Origin of the sequence: Leptolyngbya sp. 'hensonii' (assembly GCF_001939115.1) — a bacterium.
Taxonomy (GTDB): Bacteria; Cyanobacteriota; Cyanobacteriia.
In genome coordinates, this window is record NZ_MQTZ01000050.1 from 26,951 (window position 1) to 43,223 (window position 16,273).

Below are 16,273 nucleotides of genomic sequence, written 5' to 3' on the forward strand. Positions count from 1 at the left end.
AGGATGGAAACCGATGAAGCGGATCATGTTTGTCTGTAAAAAGAACTCGGCCCGGTCCCAGATGGCAGAGGGGTTTGCCAGACATCTGGGTACTGGCAAGGTTGAGGTGACCAGTTCCGGGTTGGAAGCCAGTCAGGTGCGCCCAGAAGCGATCGCAACGATGGAGGAGGCCGGGGTGGATATCCGTCAACAGACCTCAAAGGCTTTGAGTGACTTCAATCCCGAAGATTTTGATGTGGTCATTTCTCTCTGTGGCTGCGGCGTGAATTTGCCTCCAGAGTGGTTAACTCGCGAGGAATTCGAGGATTGGCAACTGGATGATCCCGCCGAGCAGCCAGAAATTTTTCCGCGCATCCGGGATGAAATCAGAGCACGGGTGACCCAACTGATTGCCAGACTGGAAGCAGTATCAGGAAGTTAGATCAGCCGATGGACATCGAACAACCTCAGCCGATTCGGGAGAATTTGTGGTGGGTGATTCCAACCCAACTGGCAGGGGTGAGAAAGCCAGCACCAGAGGAAATTCCAGACCTGCAAGCCGCAGGCATAGGGGCGATCGTCTCTGTCATGGATGATCCGTCTAACCTGGATTTGTACGAACAGGCTGGTATGCCCCATCTCTGGCTCCCCACCAAAGGTGGAACGGCTCCAAGCCTGGAACAGGTTCAAGCCCTACAAACCTTTGTGGACGATCAGCATCGCCTCGGCTACGGGGTAGTAGTCCATTGCACCAGTGGCAGACGCCGCACCGGAACGATGCTTGCAGCCTATCTGATTCAAGCTGGCCGATCCTATGAAGATAGTCTTCAGATCATTCTGAAGGCCAATCCTCAAGTTGAGTTGCGATCGGCCCAAACTGCTTTCTTGCAAGATCTGGCGACCCATTCAGCCCTATAGTCATGACTCGTTTCGATCATCCGCCTCGAATTTTGTTTTTGTATGGTTCATTGCGGGAGCGATCTTACAGCCGATTATTGGCTGAAGAAGCAGCCCGAATTATCCAGGAATTTGGCGCAGAGGTGAAGTTCTTTGACCCCCGCGAGCTTCCCCTCTATGCCAGCGTCCCTGACACCCATCCCAAAGTGCAGGAATTGCGCGAGTTAAGCCAGTGGTCGGAAGGACAGGTCTGGTCCAGCCCTGAACTGCATGGCCAGGTTTCAGGGGTGCTGAAAAACCAGATTGATTGGATTCCGCTCAGTATCGGAGCTGTGAGACCGACTCAAGGTAAGACCCTGGCTGTGATGCAGGTCAGTGGGGGCTCCCAGTCCTTTAATGCTGTGAATACCCTACGCCTTCTGGGGCGCTGGATGCGAATGTTTACCATTCCCAACCAATCTTCTGTCGCCAAGGCTTACCAGGAGTTCAACGAAGATGGCACGATGAAGGAATCTTCCTATCGTGATCGAGTTATTGATGTGATGGAAGAGCTGTACAAATTTACCCTGCTGTTACGAGACAAGGTGGACTATTTGACCGATCGCTACAGCGAACGGAAGGAAAAATATCCTGAGCAGGGAATAGAGCCAATCAAATTGATGTAACGGGGTGCCTCAAGCAGCCTTGCTCACGCTCCTGATTCTCCTGATTCATTCCTTCATTCAGCAACGCCGATTTTGCTAGTGTTGATGAGCCATTCCTTTACCCTAGCCGCACAACTGACCCGTTAGCTGGCTACCATTACGCTGATACTCTGATCGGGTTGCCAGTCAGAGCCTATTTGTGAGTCTGGGCAAAGTGAGGCACACTAAACTTTCGACGGTAGTCTCCTGGCGTAATCCCTGTGATTCGTTTGAATAATCGTCGGAACGAGGCTGCATCTTCATAACCAACGCTCCAACTAATTTGATCAATCGATGCATTCGTTCTCTCCAATCGGCGTTTTGCATCCTCAACTCGCAGATGTTGAACGTAAGCGATCGGGGAATAGCCTGTTGCCTTACTAAAACGCCGTTTGAAGCTACGTTCTGGAATACCTGATTGCTTTACGACTTCAGTGATTGGAGCGGCGATCGAAAAATACTCTGCCAGCCAGACTTGAGCGTCTCGAATGACGGCATCTTCGTGATCCATAGGCAGATCAAACACCAGATAGGGAGCCTGTCCATCACTATGCCATTGCAGAGCAAAGAACTTAGACACGGCTTGGGCTGCGGTAGGACCGACATACCGTACAACCAGGTAGAGTACAAGGTCGTACCACGATGCAGACGCTCCTGACATGACAAACTGGTCATGATCTCCAGCAATGACTAAGATTTTTTCAAGCCGCAGATGGACTTGGGGAAAATTTTGCCTAAACGTAGAAGCAAAGGCCCAATGCATGGTTACCTCTCTACCATCCAGTAACCCGGTTTCAGCGAGCAACAATACACCGGAACAAGCCGAACACAAAGTTGCGCCCTGCGAATGCCTCTCCCGTAACCACTGAACCATGCCAGGATAACGTCCCGTTTTCCATTCCCCATGCTCAACCATGACAGAAGGGACAATCACGATGTCGGTAGAAGTAACATCTGTGAACGGACGTTGAGCATTAAGAGCCAATCCACTGGCAGTGATCATTTCTTCATGCGTTGGTGCCACAATCTCGACTTGAAAGGGAGGCGTCTTGGGCAGCGTGTCGTCATAAGTACTCAGTAAGGAAAATGAATTCAGCACATCATAAATGCCACTCAAGGTTGAAAACATGGAATCGGGAATCGCCACGATACTGACATGAGTGCTCTTCATCTTCCTCGCTCCGATGATGTTTATGGCTCTGGCATAAATGAACCGGATATGGCTATTTTGCCACTCGATCCAGGGCTTCACAAGCGACACACTAAGAATGTAATGAGCAGGATGCTGCTGCATTCAGGCTTCATCCAGAAGAATATAAGTCTTGAAGGATACCCATATGACTGTCACCGAAAAAAAGATCAATGAACAAAAACTGAATCAATTTCTTGAGCGTGTGGTCAGCGATCTCGCTGCTTCGTCTGGCGGTGTGATGGTCAGCCTTGGCAACAAGCTGGGGCTTTATAAAGCAATGGCTGGGGCAGGTCCTTTAAGTTCCACAGAACTCGCCCATCGCGCCAACTGTGCTGAGCGTTACGTGCGGGAATGGCTTAATAGCCAAGCGGCTGGAGGGTATGTCATTTATCATCCGTCCAGCAACACCTACGAACTAACGCCAGAACAAGCCATGGTACTGGCCCATGAGGACAGCCCGGTGTTCATGCCGCCTGCGTGGGAAGTTTCTGCTTCCATGTGGCTCGATGAGGAGAAAACTATCCATGCCTTCAAAACAGGTGCTGGTGTTAGCTGGGGTGACCACCATAGTCGTCTGTTTTGTGGAGTGGCAGCGTTTTACCGCAATGGTTATCGAAGCAGTTTGGTGTCACAGTGGCTGCCTGCCCTAACCGGCGTGGAAGCAAAACTGAAAGCGGGTGCGAAGGTTGCTGATGTCGGTTGCGGTTATGGTCATTCCACGCTGCTGATGGCAAAAGCCTATCCTCAGTCGCGCTTTTGGGGATTCGATTACCATGCTGAATCCATCCATGCCGCCCGAGCTCAAGCTCAACAGGAGGGTTTAACCGATCGAGTTACCTTCGAGGTAGCATCTGCACAGGGATACCTTAAACAAGGTTTTGACTTGATCTGCTTCTTTGATTGCTTACACGATCTGGGCGACCCGGTGGGGGCCGCGAAATATGCGGCTCAATCCCTTGCTCCCGATGGTACGGTCATGCTGGTTGAACCGTTTGCCAACGATCGGGTCGAGGATAATCTAAACCCGGTTGGTCGCCTCTACTATGCAGGCTCTACAACGATCTGTTGTGCCCACTCTCTCTCGGAAGACATGGGACTTGCCTTAGGCGCACAAGCAGGTGAGGGACGGCTAGCACAGGTCTTTAAGGAGGCTGGCTTTACAACGTTTCGACGCGCCACTGAAACCCCTTTTAACCTGATCCTAGAAGCCCGCTTATAGACAATGCGAGGATGAACCAAGAGACTTACCAGCCCAATTTTGGCAGGCCCCCCGCCTGAAATTGGGTTGTTTATTTTCGAGAAAGGCTAATGTTCAAAAGCAACGTCACTCCACAAACAAAGAAGGGCGGCGAATCACAAACAGATCAGTAAGCCAATATGCCCAAGGATTGTGGATTCAATAACTCCGAGATTTTCAGCCCTCACCCTAGCCCTCTCCCAAAGGAGAGGGAACAAGGGTTTTAGCTCCCTTCTCCTGGGGGAGAAGGGTTGGGGATGAGGGTAATTCATATTTGCATTCAGCAAAGCCGGAATTACTTCTGGAGCAACAGCAACCGCAAGGGATCGAGACGAAGCGACCAGGGAAACGGATGATCCTTCAGGGTATACCACTTCTCTTTGAAGACTTCTGCCTGGAGATGGTAATCCTGATGATGCTGGGCAGGATGGTTGAGCTTCAAAAACAACGTCATCCGATGGGGGGTCTCACTGGTTTTAACCAGCCAGCAAGGAAATGTATTTTCTTGCTGAGTATCCTCCACAAACATCAATTGATGAGCGCGAATCCCCACAAAATCTGGGGGAGATGTCAGAGGTTCCAGTAGCTGTAACCGCACACCCCAATCCACTGCTTCGATCTGGTTAACTGCCACAGGAATTGCCTGGGAAAAATTCTTGCAACCTGTCAATTGGGCCACACCATAAGTACCGGGATGCTCGAAGATATCCTGCTTGGAACCTGCCGCGATCGGCCTTCCCTGTTCCAGGACCAACAGATCCTGACAGACCCGATAGGCTTCCTCCAGATTGTGAGTCACAAACAATGTTGTTCCGGCATAGGTTTCAAGCTGCGTCACCAGTTCCTGTTCGATCTGACTCCGCAGATGGGTATCCAGAGCCGAAAAGGGCTCATCCAGGAGCAGGGCTTCTGGATGGCTGGCCAAAGCCCTAGCCAGGGCCACCCGCTGCTGTTGCCCCCCAGAGAGTTGATGGGGATAGCGATCGCCCAACCCTGGCAACTGCACGGTCACCAATTGTGCTTCCACCCGCTGTCGAATCCCCTGCTTGGACAGCCCTCTGGGTAAACCAAAGGCAATGTTTTGAGCCACGGTCATGTGGGGAAAGAGGGCATAGTTCTGCACCAGAAAACCAATCCGGCGATCGCGGCTGGGGAGATTAATCTTCTGCTTTGAGTCAAATAATACCCGCCCATTCAACACAATCCGTCCCTCGCTGGGGGTTTCAATCCCGGCAATGCACTTGAGAATCACACTCTTGCCAGATCCGGAGGAACCCAGCAGTCCCAGAGTTGCACCAGCGGTGTTGAAGCTGGCCTGCAGGCGAAAGCTGGCAAAGGCTTTTGCGACTTCGACATGAAGACCTATGGAGGAGCCAGGCAGGACTGGATCGGCAGCCTGGAGCGTCCATGGCTGGGAGGGCGATGTTCCGATCGGGGACTGGCCCGAATGAGATTGGTGACGATCGCGCCCCTCCTGCCAGAGGTTCGTCAAGAAAATTCCCGATAACGAGAGGCCCATAATCACCAGGGACCAGAACCAGGCTTCGTGAGGGGCTCCGGCTTCGACTGCAAAGTAAATGGCCATGGGAATGGTCTGGGTTTGCCCTGGAATATTCCCTGCCAGCATCAGGGTTGCGCCAAACTCCCCCAGAGCCCGGGCAAAGGCCAGGGTAGTGCCTGCCAGAATACCGGGAAAGGCCAGGGGCAACAGAATCCGCCAGAAAACTCTCCACTCGGAAGCCCCCAGGGTACGGGCCACCCCCAACAAATTACCGTCAATTTGCTCGAAAGCCCCCAACACAGTCCGATACATTAGGGGGAAGGAAACCACCAAGGCCGTAATCACGCCCCCATACCAGGTGAAGACGACAGAAAAGCCAAGGGAGCGGGTCAACTGGCCGATCGGCCCATTCCGGCCAAACAGTAGCAATAGCAGGAAGCCAACTACGGTGGGGGGCAGGATCAGGGGTGAGACGAAAATGCCTTCGATCAAGGCCCTGCCTTTCCCCCGATAGCCCCGCATCCAGTAGGCTGCTGCAATCCCAGCAAAAAAGGTCAACCCAGTCCCTAGCAGGGCAACTTTGAGGGAAATCCAGAGGGGGGATAGATCAGCAGGCATGGGGATAGATTAGTTCTTCTTAAACTTAAACACAGGACCAAATCCATACTTGCGGAAAATGGACTTCGCTTCTGTGCTAAACAGGAAGTTTTCAAAATCTTTAGCGGCATCCACCGCTTTGCTGTCTTTCAAGACCGCGATCGGGTAGACGATCGGGGAGTGCAATTTATCCGAAGCCGTTTCCATGATCCGGACATTGGTGGAAGTTTTGGCATCGGTAGTGTAGACCACACCGGCATCCGCATTGCCACTTTCAACTGCCGTCAGTACCTGACGCACATTGTTGGCAAAGACCAATTTAGATTTAATCTGATCCAGAATGCCCAGCTTCTTAAAGACCTCCTCGGCATACTGTCCGGCAGGCACCGTGCGGGGCTCTCCGACGACAATCCGCTGCACTTTGGCATCCGTCAATTGTTTGAAGCTGGTAATGCCGGTGGAATGATTCGGCACAATCAGAACCAGGCGGTTAGAGGCCAGATCCCTCCGGGTGCCAGGAACGAGCAGGTTCTTCTGCTCCAGGGCATCCATCTGTTTCTGGGCAGCAGAGATAAAAATATCCACTGGAGCCCCCTGTTCAATCTGCTGCTGCAACGCACCGGAGGCTCCCAGGTTATAGGCGATCGTGACATTGGGTTTCAGCTTCTGGTACAGGGGCTTGATGTCCTCTAGGGCATCTTTCAGACTGATCGCTGCTGAGACCAGCACTTTCGGATGGGCTTGGGCCGTGGCAGGGGACGGAGTGAAGCATCGGATCCCCAGAGCAAACAGCAGGGTCGTGAATGCAAGGCTGAGGTAGGCAAGAATGCGTCGTCTATTCATGGAAGTGAAAACTGTATCGAAATAGGTTCAGGTTGGTATGATCTTACCAGCCCCACCAAAGTTACCCGACTAAATTGGTAATGAATTGGTAACTTTACACCGGGATCAGGGATACCAACCCAGCGGGCGGATGGCAGCCAAGTTTTTAGAGGCAAATACCAGAGCCTCTTCCCAAAAGAAATTGGCTTTGCTGAATGCAAAATATGAATTACCCTCATCCCCAACCCTTCTCCCGCAGGAGAAGGGAGCTAAAACTCTTGTTCCCTCTCCTTTGGGAGAGGGCTAGGGTGAGGGCTGCATAAGGCTCAAGCACGAAAATCATCCTTCTATTCAGCAACGCCCTCTCAGGAACCCGGTTTTTTCTGGTCCCAGTTGGGGGCATTGAACCCATCAACCTCACACAGCGCCTGTATCCCATCAGGATGCCACCAGAGGTATTGCACATCCCGCTTGTGCGGTAGGATCATAGCCAAACACTCACGTAAAACAGCCAATTGAATTGGTTATAGTTTGGTATCGATATGCCCAGAAAAGAACAAGGATGGGTCACCTTTCAAACTTCTGAAGAAGAACGTCGGATCCTAGAAGCATTTTGCCAGCAATCACAGCGGACCAAGACGGAGATTCTCCGTGAGCTGGTACGGAGTCTGAATCAGGAGCATCAGTCTACGGAAGAACAACTCCCTGCAGTATCCTCTCCAATGTCCCCGCTTCCGTTTGAGGATAAGCACACCGACCTGGAAGCTGCCCCCACTAAAAGACCCCTGAAGGTTAGCTCCCGGAATATTTTGAAGGGTGTAGTCACACAGGTGATTACCGGATCGGTCAACAGCGAGGTCACCCTGGAGATTGTCCACCGGGTACAACTGACTTCCATCATCACCAAAACTTCTGCGGAGCAACTGGGGTTGGCAGCAGGGAAGGAGGCTTATGCCGTGATTAAGTCTTCGGATGTGGTGATCGCAATGGATTAAAGCCCCTGAAACCTATTGCACAGGCTGACTGGGATCTTGAAGCCACACGACAATGATGCTTCCGGTCAGATCTTTGGTGGGGATTAGATTAAAGTACCAGGTTGCATGATCCTGTTTCACCTCGTAGACCGTTCCACCTCCGTAAGTCCCCTTCTCTGCTACCTGAAACTGGCTCTGTTGCCCCTGGGTAACCAGAATGTCTACATAAACCTGCATGGGAGTCTTGGCCTCAATCCAGGTTGTTCTGAGAATTGTGGGTTGGAGCTTGGGTTGCTGGCCTGCTTGCAAGCTATCGGGTGCAAAGAAGAGGGTTGGATTTGCAAATAGGTCAGGAGAGGCTGATATTTCATCAGGCGGCTCACTTGAAGTTGCCAACTGGCTGAACAATTTTTCCACACCATTGCCGGACAAGGGTTCAGGAGTTGCAACTGGGGTAAGGGCAGGAGAGGGGACCCAAGCAGGCGTTGGGCTAGTCGCAGTTGGACTGGTTACAACTGGGGGGTGCTGTGCTACTTGCTGTGTTGCAAAAATAGGTGGGGGATTGAGCGTTGGGGAGGCGACAGGTAGAGATTGCGCGATCGGAGTTGTAGGACGTATGCCAGTCTGGGAAAGACCTTGCTTCTTAGGCGTAACCAGAGCAACCAATTTCACCTGGTGAAGTTTCCGGGAATTGGAGAATTGGGGCGATTGGGGCTTTGGGTTGAGATCCTGAGAAATTGGGATGAGCAAAACCAGCAGATGTGCTCCTAGAGAGCAACATAGAATCGGTCGGAGGAAAAATTTTAACCTAATGAATAAGCTTCTCTTCATTATGGCTGGAGATTACCATACCAACTAAGTTAGCATCTCCTCCTCCTGGGTTGGTATTGAATGCAACTGTAATTCTAATTGGCTTTGTGTTATAGTCAGCGGTCGCCTCTTGAAACAGGTAGAGGATTGAGCGATAGACTACTCCTTTATCCACCCTAGTGGTCAGTCAATCAATGATTGACGGGCAGCCACAATCCAGGTTGTTGATTGGGGTTAAATTTTGCGGGTCTTCGACCTGTCAAAATTTTCTTGACGGAACACTAGTCTCCTGAGGGAAGGGATGGGAGAGGATAGAAGGGGCAGTCCAAATGTTTGACTGTTTTGCTCATCACGAAAGGTTGCAATTTAGGAGAAAATCATGAAAGTTAGTGCACGTAACGCCCTGAAGGGAACTGTGAAGTCTGTGGTGACAGGGGTTGTCAATGACGAGGTGACCGTGGAAATTGCTCCCGGTGTGGAAGTTGTGGCTATGATCACCAAGACTTCGGCTGAGAACTTAAGTCTGGCAGTTGGCAAGGAAGTGTACACGGTCATCAAAGCCTCAGATGTAATGATTGCTATCGATTAAATTCTTCGATCGCTATAATTGCCCCCAATACCCCCAATCAGAATGTACGTCACCTGACTGGGGGTTAGTTTTGACCAGCAATATCTTTATATGCTTGATCAGTCCGGTTGGTAACAAAACTAGCAGATTTATTGGCTAACTTTTTGCATCCTAAATTGTAGGAGATAGTAGCAGTTCTGTTTCAGTTGTGAGAGACCAGAGGAGCTTGAGCCTATGGGTTTGTGTCAAGCCTCTCTCACAAATAGTTCAGAACTGCGATCTTGATCTGCCTATGCTATCCCAATCTGCCAAACTCAAGTCTTGGAGCAATAACCATGAACTCCTCCAATTTGCCTGCAGATGATCAAGCACCGCCCCCTTCCCCAGCCGATCGATTGCTACAGTTGGAGTTACAAGAAGGGATCGGAAAGCTGTTTTATGCATCCTGCGACCCAACCACCCATGATCTGCTGTCAAAGTGTCAGTGGGGCTTCAGGGCTTCCAATACAGGGCTAACGTTAGAAATCTGCTGTTCTGATGCTGGAATCTATCAGACTATTCACCAAATGAAAACGCAGATGATCCAGGTTCTGAAAGCGTTGTTCATTGAGGATCCCCAAATCCATATTGATCTCCCAGCGCAACCAGCAGCACCCATAGCACCAACTCCTGCCTTTTTTCAAGCTACAATTTCCTGTTCCTTAGCGGAGCAAATTACCTATCGGGATCAGGATATTCATCAAGTTCCGCTGGCCAAAGATCAGCGAGGACAATTCTCGTTAATTTGCATTTCCGCTGGGGACGATATTCCCACCCATTCGACCACACAAGGGACTGCGATTTACGTTCTGGAAGGGCAGGGCAAGCTGGAGCAGGGGGGGCAGCCCATCTCGCTGCAACCTGGGAGCTTTGCCTATGTTCCCCCTAAAACAACCCATACCTTGAAGGCGATCGAAAACCTGGCTTTGCTGTGTGCCTGGATTTAGGCGATTGCGGGTGCAAGAACCAAAGGTCAGACTGCTCACAGCACCATCCACAGGATTTAGACATGCTGGCTTGAAAATATTCGTACCCTGACCCAAATAAATTTTGAGAGGCCGACTGTAAGCAGACCCCAGTTTGCGAGTACATGCTTAATGTTCAGGACTCACTGAAAATCCTGATGTGGTATCAATGAGCTGTTAGTCGGAAAAGTCTGACTGAATGGGCATTTACGCCTTCTAAAATTCATCTCTCGATCGCCCCAGAACAGCGTGAATGACAGCAACAGTCAAGTCAATCTGAATTGTATTGAGAGGTTGGTATCATGGTTACGAGTCCGACAAAATTGAGTGGATTCACCACCCAGATTCATGATCACATTGCGTACATTGAAGCAGGGGTATACCGTAAAATTATTGCTAAGGATGGGCAACGTCAGGCTGTTTTGGTCTGTCTTAAAGCAGGCACTTATTTGAGCAAACATACCTCATCCCACGATGGGTTTATGATTGTAATTGAAGGCCAGGGAACCTTCACCCTGGAGGGAGAAGAAACTACCCTGGAAGCAGGTGTGTTTATTTCCCTACCAGCCAACACAGCTCATGCTATCCATGCGATCGCCAATTTGGCCTTTCTCAAAGTGGTGGATAGTCACAATGACTGTCAGGAGCATCCCCCATCTGCAGAGGGTAGCCCCTAATTGAGTGACCTTCATGCAGCCTCTTTTACGAGTTTACAGTCCTGCTCCCTCAGCGGAGTCGTTCACAAAGTGTCCCCCCAGGGGATAGGGAGCAGGAAGAGAGGGTAGGAATGCAAAATATTTTGGCTGCAACCACATTAGGATTCAGACCTCTGACTGCTCGAAGAAGTCAGTGATCTGTGTTAAAGACGTTATGTCCACTTTGCTCTGGGAATAAGGAAGATCGCCCTGTCCCCCGGAGTACGCACTCGTACTGATTACAGGTAGGCATTGCTGCGCGACAATAGAGAAGTATCGAGTCGTAACACTCACTATGTCTCTACCCAACACATCAGGCTGTGCCGCTGCCCTCACGCAGCAACAGCAAACCCTTTACCATCACCTGGATGCCGATGTGGATTTTGATGGGGTTGATAGTGATGTCGAAGATCCTCAAGACTCAGAGTCTGAGGTGGGCGTCCCAGCTCAACCTGCTAAATCTAAAAATTGTACCGTCGTGGAAAACGGTCGGGTTGTGGTCAAGCCCCTCTGCCATGGGACAACGGATACCGATCGTTAGGCTGAAAGCGACCCGTAGCTATTCCAGAGGCAGCGCATCGTGGAAATGCGTGTAATCCAGATAGGTTTGCCCGTCAGGGGTAATGTGAAAGATATCGACAAAGCGGTTATTCCATAAAATGTCCTGAGCAGCATAAGTGTGGCGGGCATGAATCACCTGCATCACCGTTTCATCAATACCGCTCAAAGAGGCCACGATCGCAGCCCTTATCCGCACCAGATCTGTACTGTCAATCCCATAAAGCGGGCTCTCTGGATCGATGGGATGCATGGCAGTCCAACTGAGGGTAAAGCTGGGGGTGCGGTTTCGGAGCAGTTTCAGCTCATAGAAGCGCCGCATGGCATGCCCTTCGTCACTCATTTCATCCCGCATCAGATAAACCTGGAGTTGGGCCTCCAAAATCTGATTGCGTCGCTGGTTCCCAGCCCGGAACATCAGAGTTGGGACATTGTTGTAGGGGGTGATCACTGCAACTTGGCTGAATATCACTCGCGCCGTAGGCCGGGAAAACCGGGCAAAGGCCAGTCCTGTCAAAACAGCGATGCCAACCAGGGCCACGATCGCTTCGATCGTGACCAGGCTGTGGGCATAAATTGTTTTGGGATACATTGCGCCATACCCAATGGAGGCCAGGGTCTGAACACTGAAAAAAAACTGATCCAGAAATGATCCTGGCTGGGCATTCGCAATACAATCTCCTCCCAGCATGTAGGCCAGGGCAAACAGGGCGTTAATGGCAATGTAGACCCCCACCACGATCGCCAGAAAACCACTCCAGGGGATGGTCAGCATCAGGTGGTAGGGATCCCGCCAGTAGGAATGCCAGACCCCTAAACCCATAATTTGGAACCGCCCATCCTGCATCCGGATATGAATTCGGGAAGAACGCTTTTGCCGCTGACGCTGGTAATGAATGAATAAAGACTGGAGCCGTTTCATGCCCTGCACTGAGAGGAAGGAATTTGGACCAACCAGAGGGGGATCCCTCTCATCGCCAGGAACCGTCAGGCCCCTGGTTTGATGTCTCTATCATAGGGTGCGATCGCAAAGGGAGGGCAAGCCTTGCCCTGATCATGGGGTTGCTTTGGGCTGGAAAGGTGTAAACTTACCCCCCAGACCTTCCACGATCGTCTGGGTATTGGCAATCATCATCGTGACATAGGTACTGGCTCCAGACTCTGGTTCCCCCAGGCTATCGGAGAAAAGGGCACGATCGGAGACTTTGACCCCAGCCTCCCTGGCGACAGCCTCAATCAGCTTAGGATTGACTACAATCTCGACAAAAATTGTCGGCACCTGGCTGGCTTTCACGTTCTCTACCAGTTCCCTGATCCGACCTGCCGATGGTTTTTCCTCAGTGCTGATCCCCTGCAATGCCCCCTTGACAGGAATGTTGTAGGCGGTAGCATAATACTCCATCGCATCATGGGTGGTCACCAGTTTCCGGGCAGAGGGTGGAATCGTGGCAATTTGCGCCTTAATCCAGCGATGAATTTGGGTCAACTCGGCCTCCAAAGTTTGAGCATTCTGGCTATACAGATTGGCCTGTTCCGGCACCAGTTGAGACAACTCTGTTTGAATCACCCGCACCATCTGTGCGCCGTTTTCTGCATTCTGCCAGACATGGGGGTCCGGAACTTTGGCTGCCACCTCGTCCTTTTCTCCAGGCTCAGCTTCCTCATGCCCATGCCCGTGATCCTGCGCTTCACCCAGAAGGGGTTTTGGGATCGCTTTTTCTGCCACAGCCACCTTGACCGCTGGATTAGAGGTGGCCTTGATCAGTTTGATCAGGCTGGGTTCAAAGTCATACCCGGAGTAGAGAATGAGTTGGGCATCTTCGATCGCCTTCCGATCTGCAGGGGTGGCCCCATAGACGTGTCCATCCAAGCCCGGTTTGAGCAGACAGGTCAGGTCAATTGTACTGGCTGCAATGCGTCGGGTCAGGTCACAGAGAATTGTGGTGGTCACCACAACCCTCAACCCCTGAGGAGAGCTGGCCACGGAGGAAAGAGGCGTTGAGGCCGGACGGTTCTGGTTGTCAGGGGATGGGACCGTACAATTGGTCAATCCGCCCAAGATAACAGCCAGAGCCATAGGCCCCCAGAGCCTACAGGATCGAGTACCCATCACTTTTACCTTCCTCAAGCAAGATTGATAACGATTCTCATTTTCAGAATCATATTAAGGGGACGTAAATCCCCTGTCAACGACCTCGGAGAACAGAAGGCCGCTGGCAAATCCCGACGCAGCGTTCTAGCCCAAGTTCTGTACCTGCTGGACTGGATGTTGTCTCTAAATGCGCTCCAATCTGATTGGCAGCAGCCTGCCTAACTTTTCCTCTAGGCGGTAGGCCTGATATTCATAGAGGGAAAGCTGGATATTGCCAGGTAAGTTGTCCATGAATTGTCGCGCCTCGATCAGGTTACAACCTGTAATGTTGGACAAGACATTACCCGCATCAAACAGGGACGCTGAATTGAGGGGTTTTTCAGCATAGATCAGCCAGTTGGGAGGAGGGGTGGTGTCCCCGCGCTCGATCCGCTGCAAACTACGCAGGGATGAAAGCACTACCAGGGTATCTCCGACTTTGAGCCGAATATCATCGGGTGGAAAGGTCATTCTTAAGGTTTCGCCTGACTCTACAGTACTGTGCTTCCGGTAATAAACAGGCACTACCCCATACCCATAGGCAACCTGGGCCAGCAATTTACCCTCTAAAGTATCCCCTTCCGTAATCTGATATTCTGTCACCAGCACGGTTTGATTTTGACTGCGAAACAACCCCAGGATATTTTCTCCAAAAGCGGCAGCCGCAAAAACTTCCCCGGCCAGCGCATCAGCACATAAAACCCTGGCATCGGGGAGTAACTCAGAGACGTTTTCGTTAAATCGCTGGTTATACGTACGAATAACCAGGCCAATGGTTCGCTTCATAGCGAGATCCTTCTGGGAATTGCCCTGGGATGCCACTTCCCTGGCCATGAGCGCAATCTCCAGATTTAGCATCTGGTCATCTGTGGTGACCACAATACTTTTGGCTGTTGACAGATTGACGTGTTCCAGTTCCTGGATAATATTGCCAAAAAATACAGGGGAACCCACCAGGAGATCAGGGTCTTCAGGCTGATTCGTAATTCCCACAATCTCCTGCTGAAAATCCTGCAGGATCGCAGCGACACGTCGCCCGACTCGCCCCAAACCCACCAGGATAATGTGGTTTTGGAGGGGGATCCGAGGTCGTTGAGAGAGGAAGGACAAGCGAGAACTCAGCAGATTATCAGCAATCAACCCCAACACACCCAGGACAAACAGCAAGCTAACGATCGTGATCATCAAGCAAATAATCTGCACCCCAAAAGGCACCGTACTGGGTTCCAATCCCCCAAAGATGTCGCCATAGCCACCCAGCAGCAGGATAATCCCAACTATCCACGATCGTTGCCAGGTGATACCTGGCACATTGAATTTGAGTAAGACCGCCCCAAGAATCCAGAGTAGCAGGGCTGTCACCAATCCTATCCCAATGATGAATCGGGTTCTTTGAGCCTGTAGCCATGGCCAGAACTTTGATACCTTCGTTCTCCAGTCTTCCTGGAGCAACGCTTGCAGCCATTGCCAAACTCGCCTGACCCGATCTCGATGGGTCGGTTGAGCGGCATGGGACGTGAGAGAAGGCTCCTCCAGTTCGGCATAGATCACGGTATCGCCAGCCTTAATCTGCGTCGTTGCCTGCCACTGGTAGAACAAGGCAGATTCGGATGCTCCGGGTTCAGACGAATTCTGCTCGGAATTTAAAAGACTGACCAATCGATATTTCTTCCGATGCAATCTGGCAGCGATCGCATTTTCGAACCGTTGATCACCAGGCTGGATCGATTGGCTGAGAACTCGAAACTTCAGATCTTCAATTCTGAACAGCCCTAAGGTTCCCTGACCCAACCCTTCCAGTGCAAAGGTGGTAGCAGGCAATTCAGTGGGCTCAAACGCCTCAAAGTCCCCCAGATGATGTTTCAGCAATTGGTTCAGGTTTTGCCGGGACGATCGAACCACAATTCTCACCTGGGAATTCAATTTCCGGGCCAGAATGGCTGTTTCCACGTTCGTACTTTCATGGTCTGTCACAATCAAAATAGCCCGACAGTTCTTAATGTCTGCCTGAAGCAAAACCTCCTCATCCAGACAATCTCCCAGGATTAATGCTTCCAACATTTCTGGCAGATGATGAACTTCCCAAGCATTTGGTTTTTGCCGGTCAATTCCTTTCACCTTAATCTGGTAATCTCTGGTGTTTCCCTGGATTTTTTCCTGAAAGGCAAACGTCTTAATATTGGCAACGGTGTATTGTCCCAGGCTCCCCAAACCACAAACGATAAATAGATCGGCTGCAGTCTTAGAAGGGGATGGGGGTTCCAGAGGCAACATAGGCAGTATGAGCCTGTTGGCACTTGTCATGCATTTTTTACCAGTCTGCCTGAAACTGGCAGATTCTGGCAACTATGGGAAGGCTGCCTGCATCTCCGTCTGTGGCGGCACTTCATCGAATCTTTACAGGGATCTGTTTCCCAGATTACATAGTCCTGCCCATTCGTTGATGATAGACTCCTAGCGGAAATTGCGTATGGGATAAGGATGAGACTTTATAGATCTCTGTAAAGTTACAGAGGAGATTTGTAACGAAAAGTGCTTCCGGTGGATCACAGTGTTCACATCTGTCAATACTTTTTCATTCAATTCATATTTTCTTGGCTAAATTTCTTCTGAAAAGTTGCGAAT

Annotated in this window: 17 protein-coding genes; 9 read left to right on the plus strand and 8 right to left on the minus strand. The window is 50.9% G+C overall.

Translation table 11 applies throughout. The features are described from left to right. Positions 1–13: 13 nt before the first annotated feature. From arsC to arsH, 3 genes are read left to right on the plus strand one after another with little or no spacing between them, the layout of a single operon-like run. The gene (gene arsC / locus BST81_RS21335; protein ID WP_075600534.1) at positions 14–421 is read left to right on the plus strand and encodes an arsenate reductase, glutathione/glutaredoxin type; all 408 of its coding nucleotides are present in this window, start codon (positions 14–16) and stop codon (positions 419–421) included. Between the two features lie 8 nt (positions 422–429). Then, positions 430–897: a dual specificity protein phosphatase family protein gene (locus BST81_RS21340; protein WP_075600535.1), complete on the plus strand. Its 468-nt coding sequence runs from the start codon at positions 430–432 to the stop codon at positions 895–897. 2 nt (positions 898–899) lie between these two features. After that, positions 900–1,541, plus strand: a complete 642-nt coding sequence (arsH, locus tag BST81_RS21345; protein ID WP_075600536.1) for an arsenical resistance protein ArsH — start codon at positions 900–902, stop codon at positions 1,539–1,541. Positions 1,542–1,713: 172 nt separating this feature from the next. Here the strand turns inward: arsH and BST81_RS21350 are convergent, their stop codons facing one another. Beyond that, a complete protein-coding gene (locus BST81_RS21350; RefSeq protein ID WP_075600537.1) occupies positions 1,714–2,730 on the minus strand; it encodes a helix-turn-helix domain-containing protein in 1,017 nt (338 codons plus the stop codon). 166 nt (positions 2,731–2,896) lie between these two features. Between BST81_RS21350 and BST81_RS21355 the strand changes: the two genes are divergently transcribed. Next, a complete protein-coding gene (locus tag BST81_RS21355; protein WP_075600538.1) occupies positions 2,897–3,970 on the plus strand; it encodes a class I SAM-dependent methyltransferase in 1,074 nt (357 codons plus the stop codon). 313 nt (positions 3,971–4,283) lie between these two features. Here the strand turns inward: BST81_RS21355 and modB are convergent, their stop codons facing one another. From modB to BST81_RS29160, 3 genes are all read right to left on the minus strand, one after another. Next, the gene (modB, locus tag BST81_RS21360) at positions 4,284–6,107 is read right to left on the minus strand and encodes a molybdate ABC transporter permease subunit (RefSeq protein WP_075600539.1); all 1,824 of its coding nucleotides are present in this window, start codon (positions 6,105–6,107) and stop codon (positions 4,284–4,286) included. Between the two features lie 9 nt (positions 6,108–6,116). Beyond that, entirely contained in the window at positions 6,117–6,929 is an 813-nt protein-coding gene (gene modA / locus BST81_RS21365) for a molybdate ABC transporter substrate-binding protein (RefSeq protein WP_075600540.1), read from the minus strand. 344 nt (positions 6,930–7,273) lie between these two features. Then, positions 7,274–7,396 carry a hypothetical protein gene (locus BST81_RS29160; RefSeq protein ID WP_290439453.1) on the minus strand — a complete coding sequence of 41 codons (123 nt, stop codon included), beginning with the start codon at positions 7,394–7,396 and terminating at the stop codon, positions 7,274–7,276. 54 nt (positions 7,397–7,450) lie between these two features. Between BST81_RS29160 and BST81_RS28965 the strand changes: the two genes are divergently transcribed. Beyond that, on the plus strand, positions 7,451–7,903 hold the full coding sequence (locus tag BST81_RS28965; RefSeq protein ID WP_075600541.1) for a molybdopterin-binding protein: 453 nt from the start codon (positions 7,451–7,453) through the stop codon (positions 7,901–7,903). A 12-nt stretch (positions 7,904–7,915) separates the two neighbouring features. Here the strand turns inward: BST81_RS28965 and BST81_RS27695 are convergent, their stop codons facing one another. After that, positions 7,916–8,554: a hypothetical protein gene (locus BST81_RS27695; protein WP_143780448.1), complete on the minus strand. Its 639-nt coding sequence runs from the start codon at positions 8,552–8,554 to the stop codon at positions 7,916–7,918. Positions 8,555–9,071: 517 nt separating this feature from the next. Here BST81_RS27695 and BST81_RS21380 point away from each other — a divergent pair. The 4 genes from BST81_RS21380 (at position 9,072) to BST81_RS21395 (ending at position 11,500) form a co-directional block, all read left to right on the plus strand. Next, positions 9,072–9,281: a molybdopterin-binding protein gene (locus BST81_RS21380; RefSeq protein WP_075600543.1), complete on the plus strand. Its 210-nt coding sequence runs from the start codon at positions 9,072–9,074 to the stop codon at positions 9,279–9,281. Positions 9,282–9,595: 314 nt separating this feature from the next. Further along, entirely contained in the window at positions 9,596–10,246 is a 651-nt protein-coding gene (locus BST81_RS21385; RefSeq protein WP_075600544.1) for a cupin domain-containing protein, read from the plus strand. Positions 10,247–10,566: 320 nt separating this feature from the next. Then, positions 10,567–10,941 (plus strand): cupin domain-containing protein, encoded by a 375-nt coding sequence (locus BST81_RS21390; RefSeq protein ID WP_075600545.1) that lies wholly within the window; start codon positions 10,567–10,569, stop codon positions 10,939–10,941. A gap of 313 nt (positions 10,942–11,254) precedes the next feature. After that, positions 11,255–11,500 (plus strand): hypothetical protein, encoded by a 246-nt coding sequence (locus BST81_RS21395; RefSeq protein ID WP_075600546.1) that lies wholly within the window; start codon positions 11,255–11,257, stop codon positions 11,498–11,500. Between the two features lie 18 nt (positions 11,501–11,518). On the opposite strand, the gene BST81_RS21400 is transcribed toward BST81_RS21395, so the two are convergent. The 3 genes from BST81_RS21400 to BST81_RS21410 all read right to left on the minus strand — a co-directional run bounded on the left by BST81_RS21400 (position 11,519) and on the right by BST81_RS21410 (position 15,922). Continuing rightward, positions 11,519–12,439 carry an ion channel gene (locus BST81_RS21400; RefSeq protein ID WP_075600547.1) on the minus strand — a complete coding sequence of 307 codons (921 nt, stop codon included), beginning with the start codon at positions 12,437–12,439 and terminating at the stop codon, positions 11,519–11,521. Positions 12,440–12,571: 132 nt separating this feature from the next. Further along, entirely contained in the window at positions 12,572–13,627 is a 1,056-nt protein-coding gene (locus tag BST81_RS21405; RefSeq protein ID WP_075600548.1) for a zinc ABC transporter substrate-binding protein, read from the minus strand. A gap of 165 nt (positions 13,628–13,792) precedes the next feature. Then, complete coding sequence (locus BST81_RS21410; protein ID WP_075600549.1) at positions 13,793–15,922, minus strand: NAD-binding protein; 2,130 nt, start codon at positions 15,920–15,922, stop codon at positions 13,793–13,795. Positions 15,923–16,273 lie beyond the last annotated feature (351 nt).

Excerpts from the sequence above, each read along its gene's own strand:
- BST81_RS21390 (WP_075600545.1), top strand. The coding sequence starts at position 10,567 with ATGGTTACGAGTCCGACAAAATTGAGTGGATTCACCACCCAGATTCAT.
- modA (WP_075600540.1), bottom strand. The coding sequence starts at position 6,929 with ATGAATAGACGACGCATTCTTGCCTACCTCAGCCTTGCATTCACGACC.
- BST81_RS21380 (WP_075600543.1), top strand. The coding sequence starts at position 9,072 with ATGAAAGTTAGTGCACGTAACGCCCTGAAGGGAACTGTGAAGTCTGTG.
- arsH (WP_075600536.1), top strand. The coding sequence starts at position 900 with ATGACTCGTTTCGATCATCCGCCTCGAATTTTGTTTTTGTATGGTTCA.
- BST81_RS21395 (WP_075600546.1), top strand. The coding sequence starts at position 11,255 with ATGTCTCTACCCAACACATCAGGCTGTGCCGCTGCCCTCACGCAGCAA.
- BST81_RS21385 (WP_075600544.1), top strand. The coding sequence starts at position 9,596 with ATGAACTCCTCCAATTTGCCTGCAGATGATCAAGCACCGCCCCCTTCC.
- BST81_RS21410 (WP_075600549.1), bottom strand. The coding sequence starts at position 15,922 with ATGTTGCCTCTGGAACCCCCATCCCCTTCTAAGACTGCAGCCGATCTA.
- BST81_RS28965 (WP_075600541.1), top strand. The coding sequence starts at position 7,451 with ATGCCCAGAAAAGAACAAGGATGGGTCACCTTTCAAACTTCTGAAGAA.
- BST81_RS21350 (WP_075600537.1), bottom strand. The coding sequence starts at position 2,730 with ATGAAGAGCACTCATGTCAGTATCGTGGCGATTCCCGATTCCATGTTT.
- BST81_RS21405 (WP_075600548.1), bottom strand. The coding sequence starts at position 13,627 with ATGGGTACTCGATCCTGTAGGCTCTGGGGGCCTATGGCTCTGGCTGTT.
- BST81_RS21340 (WP_075600535.1), top strand. The coding sequence starts at position 430 with ATGGACATCGAACAACCTCAGCCGATTCGGGAGAATTTGTGGTGGGTG.
- BST81_RS21355 (WP_075600538.1), top strand. The coding sequence starts at position 2,897 with ATGACTGTCACCGAAAAAAAGATCAATGAACAAAAACTGAATCAATTT.
- modB (WP_075600539.1), bottom strand. The coding sequence starts at position 6,107 with ATGCCTGCTGATCTATCCCCCCTCTGGATTTCCCTCAAAGTTGCCCTG.
- arsC (WP_075600534.1), top strand. The coding sequence starts at position 14 with ATGAAGCGGATCATGTTTGTCTGTAAAAAGAACTCGGCCCGGTCCCAG.
- BST81_RS29160 (WP_290439453.1), bottom strand. The coding sequence starts at position 7,396 with ATGATCCTACCGCACAAGCGGGATGTGCAATACCTCTGGTGGCATCCT.
- BST81_RS21400 (WP_075600547.1), bottom strand. The coding sequence starts at position 12,439 with ATGAAACGGCTCCAGTCTTTATTCATTCATTACCAGCGTCAGCGGCAA.